Annotated in this window: 19 protein-coding genes; 16 read left to right on the forward strand and 3 right to left on the reverse strand. The window is 52.7% G+C overall.

Translation table 11 applies throughout. The features are described from left to right. Nucleotides 1-161: 161 nt before the first annotated feature. From TJ79_RS18765 to TJ79_RS18775, 3 genes are all read left to right on the forward strand, one after another. Nucleotides 162-929, forward strand: coding sequence for a hypothetical protein (locus TJ79_RS18765; RefSeq protein ID WP_040951866.1), 768 nt, complete (start codon nucleotides 162-164; stop codon nucleotides 927-929). A gap of 65 nt (nucleotides 930-994) precedes the next feature. Then, nucleotides 995-2332 (forward strand): MFS transporter, encoded by a 1338-nt coding sequence (locus TJ79_RS18770; protein ID WP_052339745.1) that lies wholly within the window; start codon nucleotides 995-997, stop codon nucleotides 2330-2332. Further along, nucleotides 2304-3215 (forward strand): polysaccharide deacetylase family protein, encoded by a 912-nt coding sequence (locus TJ79_RS18775; RefSeq protein WP_040951867.1) that lies wholly within the window; start codon nucleotides 2304-2306, stop codon nucleotides 3213-3215. The genes TJ79_RS18770 and TJ79_RS18775 overlap by 29 nt, the downstream gene beginning before the upstream one ends. Before the next feature lie 730 nt (nucleotides 3216-3945). Here the strand turns inward: TJ79_RS18775 and TJ79_RS18780 are convergent. Then, nucleotides 3946-4710: a hypothetical protein gene (locus tag TJ79_RS18780; protein WP_040951868.1), complete on the reverse strand. Its 765-nt coding sequence runs from the start codon at nucleotides 4708-4710 to the stop codon at nucleotides 3946-3948. Between the two features lie 44 nt (nucleotides 4711-4754). Here TJ79_RS18780 and TJ79_RS27340 point away from each other — a divergent pair, with 44 nt between their 5' ends. Both TJ79_RS27340 and TJ79_RS18785 read left to right on the forward strand, forming a co-directional pair. After that, nucleotides 4755-4910 (forward strand): hypothetical protein, encoded by a 156-nt coding sequence (locus TJ79_RS27340; RefSeq protein ID WP_155987953.1) that lies wholly within the window; start codon nucleotides 4755-4757, stop codon nucleotides 4908-4910. Then, the gene (locus tag TJ79_RS18785) at nucleotides 4885-5667 is read left to right on the forward strand and encodes a polysaccharide deacetylase family protein (protein ID WP_052339746.1); all 783 of its coding nucleotides are present in this window, start codon (nucleotides 4885-4887) and stop codon (nucleotides 5665-5667) included. The genes TJ79_RS27340 and TJ79_RS18785 overlap by 26 nt, the downstream gene beginning before the upstream one ends. A gap of 24 nt (nucleotides 5668-5691) precedes the next feature. Here TJ79_RS18785 and TJ79_RS18790 read toward each other — a convergent pair whose 3' ends face one another. After that, nucleotides 5692-6516 (reverse strand): RMD1 family protein, encoded by an 825-nt coding sequence (locus TJ79_RS18790; protein WP_040951870.1) that lies wholly within the window; start codon nucleotides 6514-6516, stop codon nucleotides 5692-5694. Between the two features lie 9 nt (nucleotides 6517-6525). Further along, the gene (locus tag TJ79_RS18795; protein WP_040951871.1) at nucleotides 6526-7353 is read right to left on the reverse strand and encodes an RMD1 family protein; all 828 of its coding nucleotides are present in this window, start codon (nucleotides 7351-7353) and stop codon (nucleotides 6526-6528) included. Between the two features lie 735 nt (nucleotides 7354-8088). On the opposite strand from TJ79_RS18795, the gene TJ79_RS18800 reads away from it, so the two are divergent. From TJ79_RS18800 to TJ79_RS18850, 11 genes are all read left to right on the forward strand, one after another. After that, a complete protein-coding gene (locus tag TJ79_RS18800) occupies nucleotides 8089-8373 on the forward strand; it encodes a hypothetical protein (RefSeq protein ID WP_040951872.1) in 285 nt (94 codons plus the stop codon). 209 nt (nucleotides 8374-8582) lie between these two features. Then, on the forward strand, nucleotides 8583-9338 hold the full coding sequence (locus tag TJ79_RS18805; RefSeq protein ID WP_040951873.1) for a YveK family protein: 756 nt from the start codon (nucleotides 8583-8585) through the stop codon (nucleotides 9336-9338). Further along, on the forward strand, nucleotides 9319-10017 hold the full coding sequence (locus tag TJ79_RS18810) for a CpsD/CapB family tyrosine-protein kinase (protein ID WP_040951874.1): 699 nt from the start codon (nucleotides 9319-9321) through the stop codon (nucleotides 10015-10017). Before TJ79_RS18805 ends, TJ79_RS18810 begins: the two co-directional genes overlap by 20 nt. Before the next feature lie 627 nt (nucleotides 10018-10644). Further along, complete coding sequence (gene galU / locus TJ79_RS18815; protein WP_040951875.1) at nucleotides 10645-11553, forward strand: UTP--glucose-1-phosphate uridylyltransferase GalU; 909 nt, start codon at nucleotides 10645-10647, stop codon at nucleotides 11551-11553. A 56-nt stretch (nucleotides 11554-11609) separates the two neighbouring features. Next, the gene (locus TJ79_RS18820) at nucleotides 11610-12239 is read left to right on the forward strand and encodes a sugar transferase (RefSeq protein WP_238323070.1); all 630 of its coding nucleotides are present in this window, start codon (nucleotides 11610-11612) and stop codon (nucleotides 12237-12239) included. Between the two features lie 39 nt (nucleotides 12240-12278). Beyond that, a complete protein-coding gene (locus TJ79_RS18825) occupies nucleotides 12279-13421 on the forward strand; it encodes a glycosyltransferase family 4 protein (protein WP_081757006.1) in 1143 nt (380 codons plus the stop codon). After that, nucleotides 13418-14800 (forward strand): hypothetical protein, encoded by a 1383-nt coding sequence (locus tag TJ79_RS18830; protein ID WP_040951877.1) that lies wholly within the window; start codon nucleotides 13418-13420, stop codon nucleotides 14798-14800. Before TJ79_RS18825 ends, TJ79_RS18830 begins: the two co-directional genes overlap by 4 nt. Further along, nucleotides 14797-15966 carry a glycosyltransferase family 4 protein gene (locus tag TJ79_RS18835; RefSeq protein WP_040951878.1) on the forward strand — a complete coding sequence of 390 codons (1170 nt, stop codon included), beginning with the start codon at nucleotides 14797-14799 and terminating at the stop codon, nucleotides 15964-15966. The genes TJ79_RS18830 and TJ79_RS18835 overlap by 4 nt, the downstream gene beginning before the upstream one ends. Further along, entirely contained in the window at nucleotides 15966-17114 is a 1149-nt protein-coding gene (locus TJ79_RS18840) for a glycosyltransferase family 4 protein (protein WP_040951879.1), read from the forward strand. The genes TJ79_RS18835 and TJ79_RS18840 overlap by 1 nt, the downstream gene beginning before the upstream one ends. After that, a complete protein-coding gene (locus TJ79_RS18845; RefSeq protein WP_052339747.1) occupies nucleotides 17111-17683 on the forward strand; it encodes a DapH/DapD/GlmU-related protein in 573 nt (190 codons plus the stop codon). Before TJ79_RS18840 ends, TJ79_RS18845 begins: the two co-directional genes overlap by 4 nt. A 215-nt stretch (nucleotides 17684-17898) precedes the next feature. Beyond that, on the forward strand, nucleotides 17899-18942 hold the full coding sequence (locus TJ79_RS18850; RefSeq protein WP_040951880.1) for a glycosyltransferase family 4 protein: 1044 nt from the start codon (nucleotides 17899-17901) through the stop codon (nucleotides 18940-18942). The last annotated feature ends 8 nt before the right edge of the window (nucleotides 18943-18950 follow it).

The raw sequence follows: 18950 nt of genomic DNA on the forward strand, positions 1-18950 counted from the left end.
GGAAAGACCATTTCTTTCTGGATGGGGTTAAGGAGATTTTATCCAACTGGCGGTTGAATGGAAAATAATAACAATGATAAAATGATAGAGAAGCTAGTGTCGAGATGCGTTGACCGTAAGGGGACTTGCACGATTGTTGGATGAACGATGGGGGGATGCGTATGCTCAAAAAGCCTGAACTTGACGAGATCTGTCATCGAATTCTGTTGCTTCCTGCCGAGGAAGTCATCCCGTTTGTGGAAGGGAGAGATTTGGCCGAAGAGGAGAAGTTCCAACTGTACTCCAGCGTCCAGCACCGGCTTTATCGAAAGCATGGGGAAGCGGGAACGTTGGCGGCCTATGCTGCAATCATCCTAGACATAGCCAATCAATATGAGAAAAAGGCTCGTGAAGCCGATGAAGCCGGCGCTCGGCTGCTGCTCCAATCCGCCAATGTGTTGCTCTACAATCTGTCGGCGGATATGGCGGAATGCTGGCGGGACGAGGGCATCGCTAAAGATCGGCGCTGCTTCGAGACGGGGCTGGCGGCGGCGTCGACCTGCATCGATCTGAGAAAGCGGCTGAACAAGGATACGGGATCATTCTCCATCGCTTATTGGGCAAAGGGCATGCATCAGCTTTCTTTGGGAGCCTGCCCATCGGCTATCGAAAGTTTTACACGGGCTTTTCAGTTCAGCATTGCGCCTTTGGCGATTCACGATGCCGACGATTTAACGAAGGAAAACGCCTTTAACGACATCCTTTGCGCAGGATACCTGGGCATTGCTAAATGGGTGCTGGGCGATCTGTCAGGTAAAAGCCGATTTGAGCAGGCGATTGCCTTATTTTCGGAGCAAGTGGAGCATGGAGAGGATGCGGAGCAGAGAAGCGACGCCGCCTTCGGAATCAAACAGCTCGATTATGTACGCGGCTTGTTCATCAAAGAATAAGGGTCTGTCTTGTTGAATATGTAATTGGAGCAGGAGGCGGTTATTGAATCATAGGAGGGGTTCCCGTGAAACGGAGTTGGATCAATTCGCCATACAGCTTTGCTCTTGGGATGTTTGCCATGATGGTTCCCAGCCAGACGTTCAGCACCTTTTACACCTACTACTATTCGGAAAAGCTAGGCTTGGCTCTCGGTCTTGTCGCCCTCGCCCGGACGATTTTTCTCATTTGGGATGCGGTAAATAATCCGCTGTTCGGCTACTGGTCGGATCGGACCAAAACTCGCCACGGAAGGCGCCGGCCTTGGGTGATCGGGACGATTCCTTTTTTTATGCTGACCTTTATCCTCGTATTCTCTCCTCCGGCCCATCTTGCAGGTTACGGCTTGTTCGCTTGGTTCCTCGCTCTGCTCATTTTGTATGAGACGGCGGCTACGATCTTGTGGGTGAACTACGGGGCGTTGTTTCCGGAGGTTTTCCAAGGGGACCGTCAGCGGGCAAAGGCATCCGCCATTCAGCAGGGCTACCAGGTCATGGCTTTGTTGATTGCAACGGCGGTAAGCCCGCTGTTGTTCAAAGCGGTAGGCTATTCCTGGACAACGGTTCTATATGCTTGTTTGTTTGCCATCGCGATGTTGGCATGCATGAGGTCCGTCCGGGAAAAAGAAGAGTGGAGCGCAGGCGAGCCACTTCGGCTGACAGCCGCGTTTCGAGAGACGCTGCGGAACAAGAAGTTCTGGGTGTTCAATCTCTCCAATTCTTTCGCCCAGACGGTAAACGGGCTGCTCAGCTCAACCATTCCCTTTTACGCGAAATATGTTTTGAAAATCCCAGAGGGACAAGTGTCTATATTGCTGGCCTCGATCTTCGTCTCTGTTATTCCGCTGGTTTTTGTGTGGTACTGGATCATCCGCAAAATGGACGGGGTGAAGGCATGGAGATGGTCGCTTGCGGTGTACGGGCTATCCGCCATTCCGCTCTGGTTCGGATATGATTTGCTGAGCGGTGTTGTGGCGGGGATTGCCGTAGGTTTCGGGCTGGCTGGTTTTTTGGTGACTCCGGCTATAGTGGGCGGCAAAATCATCGACGAGGACGCGGAAAAAACGGGTTTGCGGCGGGAGGGCATCTATACAGCGGTCAGCGGATTCATTACCCGCTCCAGTGGACTCATTTCGGCGCTGGCCTTTTATATCGTGGGTATCATCTTTGGGTACGAGAGCGGAGATCACCCCGGCCCCAATCCGGACGACACCTTCCGCTATTTGATCTGCGTGGTTCCGGTTATTTTGCTGACGGTAGCATTTTTACTGTCCTTTGCGACGAAATTGGAGTTTATGCCAAGCGGAGTGGAGAAGGGGAAAGGGGGAAGGAGCGCCAATGGGGAAACGCTTGATCATCAATTGTGATGATTTCGGCCAGAGTTCGGCGATCAACAAGGCCGTGATCCATCTTTTGGAGGAAAAGAAGGTTTCATCCGCTACGATCATGACCGTTGCTCCAGGGTTCGAGGAAGCGGCGGAATGGGCGGTGCGCAAGAGGCAGAAAAACATCGGGCTGCATTTGACAATGAACAGCGAGTTCGACGCCATCCGCTGGAGCAGCTTGACCGGAGACCCCTCCCTTCACGATGCAGGAGGGCACCAGTTCAAAACGGTAAAGGAGTTTGAGCTTACCGCGAAGACCGGTGCCGTACTGAAGGAGATGAATGCACAATATAAGCGGGCGACGAAAGCCGGGTTGATCCTCAGCCATCTCGATAATCATATGGGCAGCTTGTACGGAATCGAGACGGGGAGAAGCCTGCTGCCGCAGACTCTGTGGAAGGCGTCTCGTTGGAAGCTGCCTTTTCGCTTTTTTCACAATGTGCACAAGGAAGATCCGATTCTCGGCAGTCTGACGAATATCGATCGCTCGGTGGCCCGCGGTGCAGCTTTGGCGGACGCACTTGGGGTGCCGATCCTGGATTATTTGCTGCAGCATCCTTTTCATTTACAGCCGGGTGAAACCTACGCCAGCTTCAAAAAGTCGATCCTCGACAAGCTGTACCGTTTGCCGGAAGGGGTTAGCGAGACCTTTTTTCACCCCGGGGTGGAGGACAAATGGATGAGGGCGAATATCCCCGATTGGGAGAAGCGGGAATGGGAGTTCCGGCTGCTTACAGATGCCGACTTTGCCTATGCGATGAAGGATGCCAAGGTGATTTTGACGGATTATCACTACGTGCGGACCCGTCTGAAACGGCCGCGTATCTCCGGCGTGTTTCGGTTGTTGCGGGAGCTTTTGCGGTAGCGCAGGCGGGCGACGGGCGGTGGGCGGTGGCAGTTACGGTGGTAATTGGGGTGACTGCAGCATGGATGGTGGCGGTTCGGTTGTTAAGTGAGCAGTTGCGGTAGCGTTGGCATTGGTGGGAGTAGGCCGATGACAGTGGCGGTAGCAGGGGTGGCAGTTCAGTTGTTAAGTGAGCAGTTGCGGTAGCGTTGACATTGGCGGGGGGGGGAAGGCTGATGGCAGTGGCATTAGCAGGGGAGCGTTTTGGTTGTTGCGTGAACTGATGCGGTGGTGTGGGTGGTATTTCGATTGTTGCGTTAGCTGCTGGGGCGGAGTTTCCAGCGTGCTTTCCATGGCTGATTTCGCAAATTGATTGCAGAAAGTGCAACTGATTTCCCTATTAGTGGCAATATCGTGTGTTCTCGTTGTAAAAAGTACAGGAGAACCGGATAAAACTTGCCTTGGTTCGGTCAAATAGACCATTCTCCTGTAAATAGTGCAACCGGAATAAGAAAATGGGGGTTAGAAGCCGAATTCTCCTGTATAAAATACAATCGCCACCGTCAGAAAGGGGCTAGCATTCCTTGAAACCCCGATGAAAATCATGCCATACTCAACCCACGTCAAAATTGCAGATGTTTATTCCGTCCCCTGTCAATTGCTACTCCAAAGCCGCTCCAAAGCCGCTCCAAATCCCGTCCAAAGCAACTAATCCGTCCAAAGCAACTCCAAATCCAGCCCAAAGCCCCTCTTACTCCGATGTCTGCTGCTCCTTGGGCTCTTCCCAGTGTGTCCAGGTGAACGTCTTTTCTCCCGTTTCCTTGAAGGCCGAACCGACGGAGATTTCATCCCAATCCTTTGTTTGAAACGTATATTCGAATTCAATCCGGTAAGGGAGTGCGGCGTTTTCTTTTCCACTGAGGGTGTCAACTGCCTGTAAAATCTGATCCAAATAGGCGTTCAATTCGGCTTGGGAGTGCAGGGATCGGCTGTACGTTTTGATGCTGGCACGCATAGAGTTAGAGTCTATAAACGTTTCTCCCCCGAATAAATCCCCCTTCCTCGGATCGTGGCCGTCATTCAGGCTGTACACCGCAGGTATAAAAAAATTGGCCATCCCGCCTGGATCGGCATACATGGCTTCTATGCGAAAGGAAGGAGCCCAAAGATAAGGAAACTGTGAAGCCTTAACGATAGCGACGAAATACGTATTGCTCCCGATTTTAACCACCTGATAGCGGCGCCCTTCATCACCGTTTTGCGGCGGGCTCCAATAAAAGTAACTGTCCTTCGCCTTAGCCGCAGCGAAAGCCGGATCCTTTTCCATCTGCGTCAATAGTTGTTCCTTCCTATTCCAATCAGAATAGGCCATCCCCACAAGAACAAGCACCAGCAGCAGATAAACGGCAAAAAAACCGCGTTTAAGCGGCTGCGGACAGCCATTGGAACGCAGAGCAGTATACAGGCCTACACTGGATCCGACAAGCAAGAATGTGGCAATGAGATTATAGTTCATACGTCGTCCATCCAACCGGTTTGCGCATTTTTGGGGCAGGAGCCATGACCAAATCCGCGCGAAGTGTTTTGTTTGCGGCCATCAGCCGCTTCACCTCCATAACGGGAGTTCCGGCCTATGTCCTGACGGTTCGCGGGATAATCGGAGCCTGCCCGACCCATACTAAACCAATCAATGGCGAAAAACGGGCGGAGGGGTAGCGTGTCGGCATGGAAGCGTATCGTTTCGGTTTTGCTCAGTCTCATCGTTCTTAGCGGGTTCGCGTATCCGGCGCAAAAGCATGATCGTACTTTTTATGAAAAAACGGGAGAGATTATTTGGGAGGTACCGCAACAGGAGAAGAAAATTGCGCTCACCTTCGATGATGGACCCTCTGAGGAGACGACGGGGCAAATTCTCGATCTGCTCAAGGAGTATCATGCCAAGGCGACGTTTTTTGTCGTGGGCAACCGGGTGATGGAATATCCGGATATGGTGAAGCGGGAATTGTCCGAGGGGCATGAGATTGGCAATCATACCTTTTCGCATTATTACTTACGGAATTCGACAAAGAGTTTAACCTTTCAAAACGAAATCCTTAATACCGAGAAGGTGCTCGTCGAACTGACGGGGATGAAACCGCACCTGTTCCGCCCGCCCGGTGGCTACTATAACGAGCAGATGGTCCACGATACAAAAAAGCTGGGCTACACCACCATCCTTTGGTCGTGGCATCAGGATACCAACGACTGGAGAAGGCCGGGAGTCCGCAGCATTTCCAAAAAAGTGATCACAAATGCCCGCAACGGCGATATTGTCCTGCTCCATGATTACGTGCCGGGCTCGAACCAGACGGTCAAGGCGCTGAAGGTCATTTTGCCGGAGTTAACCAAGGAAGGCTTCCAGTTTGTCACGGTGTCCGAGCTGATCTCTTCCAAGCAGGAAGAGGGGGCGCGGAACCAGATTCCCCTTTACTAAAGAATCCTGCGTATCCGCGAACCGTCAGTGCAGAATGAGTCGGATCAACCCGGCGATGGGGAACATCACCAGCAAAAACACTTCAAACCAATATAACCGGTTTTCATTTCTTCGGTAGCTTAGGGAGTTGTAGCTCTTCATCGTCCCCCGCAAGCTGCCGATTTTGCTTTGCAGCACATCGAAGCGGTCATTCAGCTCGTAATAGTCGGCAAATGCGTCGTACAGCTCGCGGCTGTCAATGCTGTCGTTGTCCATGACAGACCTGTCGTAAATCCGCAAGGTACGAATGCTGGCGTATTCGAACTTTAAAAAGTTGGAGATGACCACGGACAGCGCTTTTTTGTTGAATTGCAGCTTTCCCCGTCGCAGATACTCGATATATTGCCCCGAATCATCCAGGTTGGCGTCAACATCGACTTCGATTTTGTTCAGCGCCGACGATTTGGACAGCAGAATGGCGATGATCGGAATGACGTAAGGCCCGAATGCACAGGTGCGTCGGCTTTCCTTCCAGGGCCGAAAGGAGCCGTCCTCACCCACCTCGATCAAATGGCTTTCCGAGTAGCGGGCCACCATCGCGTAATCGATGGCATCGACCATGCCCGCGAGAAATTCGAGAAAAACCGAGATATCCGCCTCCTCGAAGTTGACGAAGGTGATGCAGCCGTACTCGAAGAGATAGACCTGCATGCCTTCGCACTGCTGCTTCAGCACGCTTATGAGATGCCGCTCCTCCAGAACGAGGTACTCTCTCCATTTGTTGGAGCGCTGGATGCGAAAAAATGCGGCGGGTTTTTCCAGAGGGATGCTGGCGCCGATCATGCAGCTTTTGAAATGATAGGTTTTCATAGGCTTCGGTTACCTCAGGATTTCCACAAGCATCAGAAGCACTTCAGCTACGATGAGGATGACGATGACCCACTCGACAAACATCCCTCGGATGGAGTGGCTGATGGTGGAAAAGCCGTCCATCATGTTCGTGAGAATCTCCGTCTTGTGCTTCAAAATTTCATACCGGTCATTCAGCTCGAAGAACTCCGACATCCGATCGTAAAAATCCCCCGCCGTACTGTTGGCCCAGGTAATGTCCGGCTTATCCAAGATCATGATGTAGGCGATGGTGTTGTACTCGTGGCGGACGATTTTGGCTGTGGTGCTGGCCAGTTCCTTATCGCTTACGCGCAGGTTGCCTTTTTCCAGCCGGTCGATCATCGTTTCCAGCCGGTCGAGGATTTTGCCAAGCTGCTCTTCCGTTCTTTCGAGGGCGACGGATTTGGCGATTACCGTAGAGATCAGCTCCGGATAAAAGACTTCGAATTCCGGCACCACCACGTATTCGTCGGTCAGCACAATGCTGTCGTTTTCCCCCACATGAAGGCTATAATCGTCGGTGTATCGGCCTGCCTCGGCTATGACGATGGACGGTTCAAAGGAACGGATATAGTTCAGGAAAGTGGTGATTTCATCCTGCTGCCGGTGGTTGATAAAGACGATGCTGCCGAAGGAGAATACCAGCACCTTCTGCAATTCCGCCAGTTCCTTGTGGAGAATCGCCTCGAGAATCTCGTCTTGCAGGACAAGCGGTTCTTCCCAGGTGTATTTTTTGGGAATGCCGCAATCGCTGGCGATTTTATTCAGGTCGATCTCATGGGTGACGGCAAAGGCTTTAAACGTCATAGCATTCATAATCCAACATCCTTTGTAAAATGGTGAAAGCATTCGGCAAGGGGCGCCTGCGACATTAATATAGACATATTCAGACGACAGCATGGAACATGCCAGTATTCGGATCATTCGGAAAATCTACAAATTCATTATATAAAACAGTCTGCCAAATTGAAAATTGAAGCGTTTTCCGATCTGGGACCATTCTCCCCATTTGATTCGTCCGGATAGCCGCGAGAACGCGGTAAAGGGCAACTAAGGGAGGCCGGTATCATCGGGTTTTGAATTTTTTTTGTAAATATCGACTGAAAATTAAAAATTCTTGCGAACTTTTTTAAAGATTAGGGCTGAGACAAAAAGGTACAACCCCTTTTTAAGTCCTATTTTTCCGGGAAGGCGGCCATAAGTCCTTAATTTGCCCGAGAACGGAGCACTTGCGGCAAAGGCGGTCAGCCTTTCTTTAGGCAAATTCCACAGAAAAAGCCTGCTACCATAGGGAAAGGAGAGGTTTGGGTTACGATTGTCGGGAAAAAGGATGCCGTATTCCGGAGGAACGATATGAAACGCTTACACTTAAACGTTTTCGGACGTATTGACTGGATATCTGGAGAAACACTGAGACCTTTTTAACAAAAATTAGGAACCCGCGACCATGTCCTTTTTCACTCAAGAAACGCCGAAAAGTATGTCATACTTGTTTACAAGCTCCATTATTCATACGAAGGACCGCTAGCCGGATGAATGGAGGATGAAATGATGGGTATTTCCAATCAGGAGCAGAAGCGCGTAAGGCTGAAGCATTTTTTGAAAATACTGTCGGAAGATCCTTCTTTGTCGAATCAAATCGGACCGGGGGAGCTGCCGCCTTTGTCCGAATTGGTCAGGGTCTCGGGTTACCAGCCGGAAAATACCCCTGTCGATATGGCCGAGTTGGTATCGCTGCTTTTAAAAAAGCGGGGACTCAATGCAGGCTCCGAGGATATGATGGAGTACGTGATGAATGGCGGGACCGTTGGGGATTTCGTGAATACGAGATATTGACGAATGTCTGTGCCTGAAAGTTCGCAAAATGAATAAAAATAATGATTTTCATTCAAACAGAATAATACGCCCGTAGAACCAGCCTTAGAGCGGAATTGCTCTATGGTGAGGAATCTGCGGGTAGATCATGCCAAGATGTTCTCGTTTCGAATAATATCATATAAATAATTATTCAAATTGAACATTAACCATTTTTCGGAGGTGACATTTTGGAGCTGAAACAATATTGGCTAATTGTCAAAAGAAGGCTGCTGCTCATCGTTTTGATCATGGCAGTAAGCTGTCTGTCCATCGGAATTTACTCTTATTACTTCATCAAGCCCCAGTATGCGGCTTCCGCCAAGGTCATTGTCAACCAGTACAAGGACAGCAGTGCCTTGTTGTCCAGCATTGACGTAGGCGCGATCAATTCCACCATCGGGCTGATCAAAACCTATAAAGAAATCATCAAAACGCCCCGAATGATGAAGCTTGTCGTTGATGAGCATCCCGAGCTTAAAGCCAGCTATGGCGAGCTCATCGGCAAAGTCAGCGTTAGCTCCGTGAATGAGACGCAGGTCATGTCCATTACCGTCCGGGACGATTCCTACGAAAGGGCGGCCAATATCGCTAACGCCGTGGCTCTCGTCTTCCAGAAGACCATTCCGGAGCTGATGAAGGTTGATAACATCTCCGTCCTGGATACGGCCGATCCTCATGAGCTGCACGGACCCATTGCTCCCAATCCGAAGCTGAATATTTTGGTGGCCTTCATTCTGGCGCTGCTTTTCGGAATCGGACTCAGCTTCCTGCTGGACTATCTGGACGACACCATCAAGACCGAGGAAGACGTGGAAAGCGCGCTGCGGGTTCCGGTGCTGACTTCCATTCCGCGAGTGAGAGAAAGCGACATGACGGAGAAGGGGAACAAAAATTCCTTTCCCGCATCGGTAAGGGGGAAAAGCAATGTCTCGATTGATGCCTAAGCCTAAACGGAACTTGATCACGGAAAGCAATCCGAAGTCCCCCATCTCCGAAGGCTACCGGATGCTGCGCACCAATATTGAGTTTTCCACCGTCGACGACAAGCTGCAGATCATCATGGTCACGTCCTCCAAGCCGGGAGAAGGGAAGAGCACAACCAGCGCCAATCTGGCCGTGGCTTTTGCTCAGGCCAACAAGAAGGTGCTGCTCATCGATGCCGACCTGCGCAAGCCGTCGCTGCACCGGATTTTCCAGAAGTCAAACCGGCTTGGTCTCACTACGGCGCTGTTCAAGCAGAAGGAGCTGGCCGACGTGATCATGGTGTCCGACACGGAAAATTTGTTCTTGGTCCCTGCCGGACCGACGCCGCCAAACCCGTCCGAGCTGCTTTCGTCCAAGCAGATGCACGCGCTCTTGGAGGCTATCCGGGACGCGTACGATGTGGTCATCATCGATACGCCGCCGATCTTGTCCGTCACCGACGCTCAAATCGTCGCCACCCAAAGCGACGGGGTTGTGCTGGTGGTGGACTCGGGCAAGGTGAAGAAGGACATGGCGCTGAAGGCGAAGGCTTCGCTGGAGCATGTAAACGCCCGGCTGATCGGCGTGGTGCTTAACAACATCAACCGGAAACAGTCGGACTCCTATTACTACTACTACGGGGAACGGGAAGAAGCTTAGCGGGCTGGGCGGCGTGAAATGTACGGTGAACGCGCGAAGGCGCGGCCGGCGGACGCGGAGATCGGGCTAACCATCTGCTCCTGTGAGTGCCGACTGCTCTAGCAAGTGCCGGCTCTCACGTCCGATTATCGCGGATTGCCACCCTTCAGGACTGTGCGGGGGTCAGTAACCTGCAAAAGTGCAGATTTAGCTCCGGGATCCTCCCGTTGGCGAGGAAATAACTGCAAAAGTGCAGGTGTTGGCCCCGGGACTTCCGCCCGGTGAGCAAATAACTGCAAAAGTGCAGGCTTTTCCCGGCAAAAACCCATTCTCCCTTTCTTAAACCTGAAATACCTGCACTTTTGCAGGTATTTCAGAAATCACCCGGTTCTCTGGGTAAATACCTGCACTTTTGCAGGTATTGATACCCTAGTGTTCGCTGTCAGCGAACAGCTTGCCGGGCTTCGTTTCACCGCCGTCAAACGGACGGCTGCAACAAGGTAATGTCTCCTGCACCTATATCACTGGAGGCACTCGGTCATGCTGTGGGTCCTACGGACCTTAGACGCCGGTCGTCAAAGGTGTGATGTGAGGCGGGGTTCGATGCCCTACTGCAAGACCAAATTATGAAGGATAGGGTGATAGCGAATGAGAAAAGTGACCAAAGCCATTATTCCCGCCGCCGGGCTGGGAACCCGCTTTCTCCCGGCCACCAAAGCGATGCCGAAAGAGATGCTTCCCATCGTCGATAAGCCCACTATCCAATACATTGTCGAGGAAGCCATCGATTCGGGCGTTGAAGAGATCATCGTTGTTACCGGCAAAGGCAAGCGGGCTATCGAGGATCACTTCGATGTGGCGTTTGAGCTGGAACACGTTTTGGAGGAAAAGGGTAAGCTGGACATCCTGGAAAAAGTGAGGAAGTCCTCCCACGTCAACCTACACTATATCCGCCAAAAGAGAGCTTTCGGACTGGGACACGCCGTCTGGTGCGCCCGCAACTTCATCGGCAACGAGCCCTTCGCCGTTCTGCTAGGCGACGACATCGTGGAAGCTCAGGTGCCCTGCACGAAACAGCTTATTCAGCAGTATGAGCGGACGGGACGCTCGGTCATCGGCGTACAATCGGTGGACCCGGACCAAACCCACCGCTACGGCATCGTCGATCCCAGAACGAAAATGGACCACCTGTACGAGGTGAACCGTTTCGTGGAGAAGCCCGTGAAGGGACAAGCTCCCTCCAACTTGGCGATTATGGGCCGTTACGTACTCACGCCGGATATTTTCAACTACTTGGAAAAACACGAAGTCGGCGCGGGTGGCGAAATTCAGCTCACCGACGCAATCCAAAAGTTGAACGAGGACAAAGGCGTATACGCCTACGATTTTCAAGGGACGCGCTACGATGTGGGCGAGCAGCTCGGTTTTATCATGACGAACATCGATTTTGCCTTGCGGAATGCGGATCTGAGGCAGGGGCTGATCACCGGACTTGAGGAGATCATGGAACGGGAGTTGGGCAAGGAATTGATCGCAGGATGGAGTGGTCGTCGATGAAAGCCTCTCATTATCGGGATGAAGCGGTGTTTGGCGCTGCGGAGTATTTCGCTTTTATGCGTGAAAGGCAGGAAGGCATTACCCTTTATTCGATTTTGAAGCGGGCTATGGACTTCGTCGGCGCATTATGCGGGCTAATCATCATCAGCCCGATCATTCTTTTGGCCGCTATATGCATCAAATGGGAGGACCCGACGGGGCCTGTTTTCTTTTACCAGACGAGGGTCGGCAAGAACGAGCGGCTGTTCCGCATGTACAAGCTGCGGTCCATGTACACCGACGCGGAGGAGAGACTGAAGGAGCTACTGGATCAAAACGAGATCAGGGGTGCCATGTTCAAAATGAAGGACGATCCCCGGGTGACGAAGGTGGGCAAGTTTTTGCGGAAAACGAGCTTGGACGAGCTGCCTCAACTGTTCAACGTGCTGCGGGGCGAGATGTCCCTTGTAGGTCCGCGGCCGCCCCTGACAAGGGAAGTAGCGGAGTACACCGAGCACGATAAAAAACGGTTGGCCGTCACCCCGGGCTGCACCGGGCTTTGGCAGGTCAGTGGCCGCAGCACCTTGAGCTTCAAAGAAATGGTCGACCTGGATCTCCAGTACATCGAAAAGCGCTGCCTTCTGTTTGACGTGCGGATTCTGTTCCGCACCTTCCGGGCGGTTATCGCTTCCCGGGATGCTTTTTAACGCGAATATGCATGTTCATACTTAGATGGAGGGGAGAGAATGGCAAAAGTCCTGCACCTGTCAGAGTTCACCAAGGGCGGCATTGAAACCCACTTGAATGAAGTACTGAAGTATCAGGCCGATCACCATGACGTCTATCTGATGGCTGCCGAGCAGATTTCCAATCCCGGCACCCTTGAGATCCCTCCGGAGCGTTTGGTTTTATATCCATACCGCAGAAATCCCAAGTATATTCTCAAGACAATGGCCGCCATCAACCGGGCGCTTCGCCAAGTGAAACCGGATATCGTGCATGTCCACGGGACGTTCGCGGGTTTGTTCCTGCGGACGTTGCTTTTTTTCAAGCGGAAGCGGCCGGTTGTTGTCTACTGTGCCCATGGCTGGGCGTTCCTGATGGATACTGGGCGATGGAAGCGGAGCGTTTTTGCCCGGGTGGAAAAGCTGCTGTCGCTTAAGACCGACGTGATCATCAGCATCTCGCAGCATGAGCATCAAGCGGCGCTCGACCGCGGCATTTCCTCCCGGAAAGCTGTCGCAGTGTACAACGGAGTGTCGGATGCGCGGCTGCCGTCTACTCTTTCACCCTATGAAGTGAACGATGAAAAGATCAATTTACTCTATGTCGGCCGCTTCGACCGGCAAAAGGGCTTCGACCGGCTGCTCACGCTGTTCAACGAGCATTCCTTTGCGAATGTCGTTTTACACTTGGTCGGCGATACTGTGTTGAAACATCAGGAATATGCATTTCCGGACAACACCGTACGGCTTGGGTGGGTGGATAACGCGGAGATCGACCGGTATATGCAAGCTTGCGACGCTGTCATCGTGCCTTCCCGCTGGGAGGGCTTCGGCATCGTCGCCATCGAGGCGCTGCGCAACGGTAAACCGGTCATCGTCAGCAACCGCGGAGCGCTGCCGGAAATCGTCCAGCATGGGGTTAACGGGTATGTCTTTGATTTTGACAAGCTGGATGAATGGGCTGCCATTATTGAGGGGTTGGATAAGATCAAGCTTGCGGCTATGGGGAAGGCCGGCAGGAAAATCTTCGAGGAGAAGTTTCATGCGGACCGCATGAACCGGCAGATCGAGCGGATCTACGAGCAGGCGCTGCTCCATTCGGACGGGGAATATCAAGGCAGCGTGCAAAGCCTCCCGAAGCTTACAGGAGTTGACCGGCGATGAGCGTAGGCTTGAAGCTCGTCCGACCGCTGGCTCCGGCAAAGCCTGCCATCGGCTTGGAGCGGCTGGCGCTCGCCCTTTACGCCTGTCTGCTGCTGGCCGTCACCGTCTATCAGGATTTCCCCCTGGCCAACTCCATCGGTGAAATCGGCCGGTCGCCCATGGTGCTGTTCACCCCGCTGTTCGTTTTTTGCGAAATTGCCATGCTGTCCAAACACAAGCGGGTACTGCACGTCTCCAAGCTGCAGAAATACTTATTCGGCTTCATCCTGTATCTGCTCTTTGTCAGCATGGCGTATGTCCTTGTCCAATTTTTGCAAGGAAGCTACAGCTTCGGTTCGGAAAATCTGCTGGGTAAAGCAGTGAAAGTGCTTTTCTACTTCACGCTGATCTTGCTCTATGTGCGGCATGTGCAGCTTGTGATCGCGAAGCTGGGGAGCTTCCGGCTTTTATACGGGTGTTTCTTATCCGTGGTGACCCTGCTGCTGGTTATCATGATCCTGGAGATGGCCAGCATGCCGAACGCCCTTCCCTTTCTCCATGCCGGCAGCGGTCCATACTGGCGGGTCCGGCTGCTGACGTCGGAGAGCAGCACGACGGGGACTATCGTTGTCGTGTACACGGGTATCCTCGTTTATTTGAGCCGTTACTTGAGCAGCTTCGCGAAGGTGCTGTCCATGTTATACGTAGCGGGCTTCTTTGTCTTTTACCTGTCGGTAACCGGCTCGAAAGGGTTTTTGATCGTCTTTTTGCTGACTTTGATCGCGGCGATGCTGAAGTTTCTCGATTTCCGCAAAAAGAAGAACTTTCTGCTCTTGATCGTCGCCGTTGCGGCCATGTACTACATGATTGCCTCCTTTGCCGCCGGTGTGCTGACTTCCTTCAATAACGATATTCAGAATTACACCTCCTCCGTTACGCGGATGGGTACCATTGTCATTGCCATCGTTACGGTGCTCCATCATCCGTTCGGCGTCGGCACGGGAGCGTATTTGATCTATTTTGAACGGTATTTAAGTGATTCCATCAGCTTCATGACCAAGTTCTATTACAACGTTTTCGGCTTAAGCCAGATCAACGCGAGCGAGCTGATGCAGTATTCCGGTTCCGATAAAAACCTCGGCGTCAAATCGGGGTTGTTCCAATGGATCATGTTCGGCGGAATCCCTGCGGTGGCGTTCTTTTATCTCATGACGAAGCATTTGATCGGTAAAGTGAAATCGAGTCTCATCCTGTTTATGGCGCTTGTTTTCACGCTGCTATCGCTCTTGTTCGTCGTTCTTGAAATCAAATATGAAATTTGGCTGTTGTTTGCCTTTATCAGTGCATTGTCGGGCAACCATGAAGCCGATCATTCCAAAGCATCGGGGGAAGACTCATGAAGATTCTTGTAGCTTGCAGTGATTTTCCCTACCCCGCTGATCATGGAGCCCGGGTGGACACATGGGGACGAATAAAGACCATGGCGGAGCTGGGGTGGACGGTGCATCTTGTGGTTTGCGGTAAGGAAATCCCGTCCGAGGAAGCCCTCGGCATCGTCTCCCGGTATGTGAAAAAAATCATGTTGTGTCCTCGCCGCCGAAGCCTAACGGATATGCTGCACCGCCTGCCGATGCAGGTGAAGTCCCGCAAAGAGTTGAGGGCCGTGAACATCGACGAGGATTACAATTACGTGCTGCTGGAGGGAGATTATGTCTATCCCATTCTCGACAACCCGAACCGGAAGCAGGCGGTTCCCGTTTTGCGGGTACACAACGACGAGGCCGCCTATTTCAAGGCGTTGGGACGAAGCGCCAAGAGTCCGCTGCATCGGCTCTACTATCGGATGGAGAGTGGCAAGTTCACGGTGCTGCAAAAGAAAATGCGGCGAAGAGTGAACCATTACTGGTTTATCTCCAGCAAGGAATACGACGGCTTCCGCAAGATGCACCCCGAGGCTGTGAGTCGGTTTTTGCCGCCTCCAGTAACGAAAGAGAACTTCAAGACGGGGACCTTCGGGCACAAGCGGGTCGTGTTTATCGGTTCCCTGTTTATGCCCAATAACCGGGAAGCCATCGTTTGGTATTTGCGGCATGTCCATCCGCATCTGCTGGCAGATCCGGACTACTCCTTCGTCGTGGCGGGGAACAGCCGAAAGATGGGACTTTCCTGGCTGGAGGAGTACGATTTGGCCCGGGTGACCGTACACGATACACCGGAAAAACTGGACGACATTTATGCCGGCGGCTATCTTTTCGTCAACCCGATGCGCAATGGTGCTGGGGTCAAGCTGAAGACCATCGAAGCCATTCAAAACGGGCTGCCGGTGATCTCCACTTCCATCGGCTGCGAGGGTACCGGGCTTGTTCCCGGGGAGCAAATTCTGGTCGCTGACGATCCGGAGGATTTTTCCCAAAAGATTAAACTGCTCCTGGATCAGCCGGTGAAAGCCCGGGCGCTTTTGGAAGCCTCCCAGCGGTTCATCCGCAAAAACTATAACCAAAAAGAGTCGCTGGTACAGTTCATGGATGAGATGAATGCCGGCTACCCGATGAAGCAGGTGTTGTGATGGAGACCCCAAATATCCATTTAACGAGAAAAACCCATATCCTGTTTATCACCCACGCGGTCAAAAAAGGAGGCGCCGAGCAGAGCCTGATCCACCTCATCAATTACCTGGATCCGTCCGCCTTTCGGATTTCTTTGCTGGCACCTCCGGATGCGAATTTTTTGCAGGAAATCCGGGCTGATTATGAGCACTTTCCTTTGCGGCTGAACAGCATCAAGAAGAAACTGGGCTTTGGCTACCTGAATACGGTCATGCAGATTCAGCGATTTGTGAAGGAACGGGAAGTGGATATCGTCCATGCCAACGGCTGGAGGGCTCCCTGGTACGCCGCGCCGCTAAAATTCACGGCGAAATGCAAGCTGGTGTGGCATCACCGGGATCATACCCATCTGCTTATGTTCAACCGGGTATTGCCTCGTTTTTTTCACCAAGTGATCTGCATTTCCCGGTTTGTCGCGGATTCCCTGCATACCCAAAACAAAACGGTCATCTACAACGGCATCGACCCAACGCTTGCTCCGGTAAAAACGCGCCGGTTCAAGGAAGACGGGACACTGGTTGTCGGCACCTTCGGGCGGATCGTCGAGTGGAAACGGTACGATCTGGTGATCGAAGCGGTCAAGCGTCTGGCCGATGTCGGGAAAACCCGCTGGAGGCTGCTGATCGTCGGCGACGCTTCCGTTGACGGCTCGGATCGGTATTACGACGATATGATAGCGAAAGTGAAGGAGTACGGGCTGGAGCGGAACGTCATCTTTTACGGCTATTCACCAAAGCCTCTCGAGGTGATGGGGGAATGCGATGTGACGGTGAATTTTTCCCGGAACGAACCCTTCGGCCGGGTGATCATCGAGTCGCTGCTGGCCGGGACCCCGGTTATCGTTTCCGATTCCGGCGGAGCTCCGGAGATTATACAACAAGCGGGCGGCGGCTTCATCGTGAAGGATGGGGACGTGAAGGAGCTGAGCCGGGTGCTTGCCGGATTTTACGACAGGCAAGTGGAGTATGACCGGCTGGCCCAGGAAGGGTTTCACCATGTGATGACGGATTTCAACATGAGCGCCATCGCCCGCAAGGTGGAGGAACTCTACCGGCAATTGCTGGCGGAGCCGGTGCAGGCCAAAGCGGTCGGGGAGCTTAGCCGATGAGCGAGTTAACGGTTCCGCGTCGCATCGGCAAGCTGCCGGCCGTTCTGAAGGGAGCGGCCGTTTTGCGCCTTCGCGCTAAGCCTGCCGGGTGGCTGGGGCGGATCACGGGGCGGCTCTCTATTCGCAACAAGGGCGAGTTCAATATCGGCCGTAATGTCTCCTTTTACGGCAAGCCGTTCCCTTCTTCCATCACCGTCGAAAAAGGGGCCAGGCTGCAGGTGGGTGACAGCGTGTTTTTCAATTACGGGCTGGACATCGGCTGTACCCGGTCCATCTGCATCGGCAGCCATACCATTGTCGGGCCGATGGTCAACATCATGGATTCCAACTTCCATCCGGTGGACGCCGACGACTGCACCGCCAGCAAAGAGATCGTTATCGGAGACAACGTCTGGATCGGCCGGGGCGCGGTGATCCTGCCGGGGGTGACCGTCGGCGACAATACGGTGATCGCGGCAGGAAGTGTCGTGACCCGCAGCATCCCGGCGAATGTGCTGGCCGGCGGCACGCCCGCCAAGGTCATCCGGGACATCCGGGTGCCGGAAGGCTGGATTCGCCGGTACGAATGAGCGCGGCTTGTGGCAAGTAAACGGCTATCAAAAGCAGAAACGGAGGAAATTTGGACTGAAGGAGCGTTAGCGTTCGCCTTTGTTTTCGGATTTCATCCTTTATAAGCGACTCTAATCGAGAAATCCGAAAACAACAGCGACCGTAAGTCTAAATTGTCCGCAGTTTCGGCGGTTAGACAGCACATACAAGAAATTCATCAAGGGAGAGTTGTGGGATGAAAGTATGGATGTGGCCGAAGTCCAGCGACTTAAACCTGTACAACGATTTGCTAACGGGCTCCTTAAGCGAGGCCGGGCTTGAGATTGAAGATCTACATCACGGACGGCTGTTTTTGCAAGTTGGGCAAGCTCGGCCCGGAGATATCGTGCATATCCACTGGATGCATCACGCTTATCAGCATGAGAATCTGCTCGTGTTTCTCGTAAAATCGGCCCTATTTCTCTTGACGCTGACTTACTTGAAACTGCGCAACATTGAACTGGTGTGGACGATCCATAATCTTTATCCGCATCACGTCAAGTATCCGCGTCTGGAAAAGTTCATGCGAAAGCTGATCTGCCGGTTTTGCAGCAAGCTGATCGTAGCCTCCGCGTCCATCAAAATGACGGTGATGAGGGAGTTCGGCGTTCCGGCGTCAAAGCTTTTTGTGGTCAAGCATGGCCATTACCGGGATGTGTACAAGCGGCTGGGCCATGATGTCCGACAGTCCTACGGCATTGGCAAGGATGCCGATGTGTATCTTTTTCTCGGCTCCATCAAGGCGTACAAGGGAGTCGAGGATTTGGTGGAAGCCTTTCGCAAGGTGTGTTCCACCACGAGATCGGGTTCCCCTTACCTGATCGTCGCCGGCAAAGCCGACTCAGAGATGCAATCATATTTGCGAGGGCGATCCGATACGGCGGGGCTTATTTTGGAGCTGCGCTTTATTCCCAATGAGGAAGTCGCTGACCTCCTGGACGCTGCCGACGTGATGGTTATGCCCTATAAGGAAATCACCACTTCGGGCTCGGCGATATTGGGGCTGTCTTTTAAAAAGCGGATCGTCATGCCGGAAAACGATTTTATTCGGGAATATTCATCCGAGGATATGGTCGTCGCCTACGATCCAACTGATCAAGAAGGACTCGCCGAGGCGATGATTCGGGCGATGGAGATGAAGCGTGCCAAAAAACGGCCCCGCTACGAGGAACTGCTGAAAGAACTGGAGTGGAGTAACATCGCGCAGCAAACGAAAGATGTCTATCTGGGCTGGAGGTGATTGAAGGG

It is taken from the genome of Gorillibacterium massiliense, assembly GCF_000455485.1.
GTDB lineage: Bacteria > Bacillota > Bacilli > Paenibacillales > NBRC-103111 > Gorillibacterium > Gorillibacterium massiliense.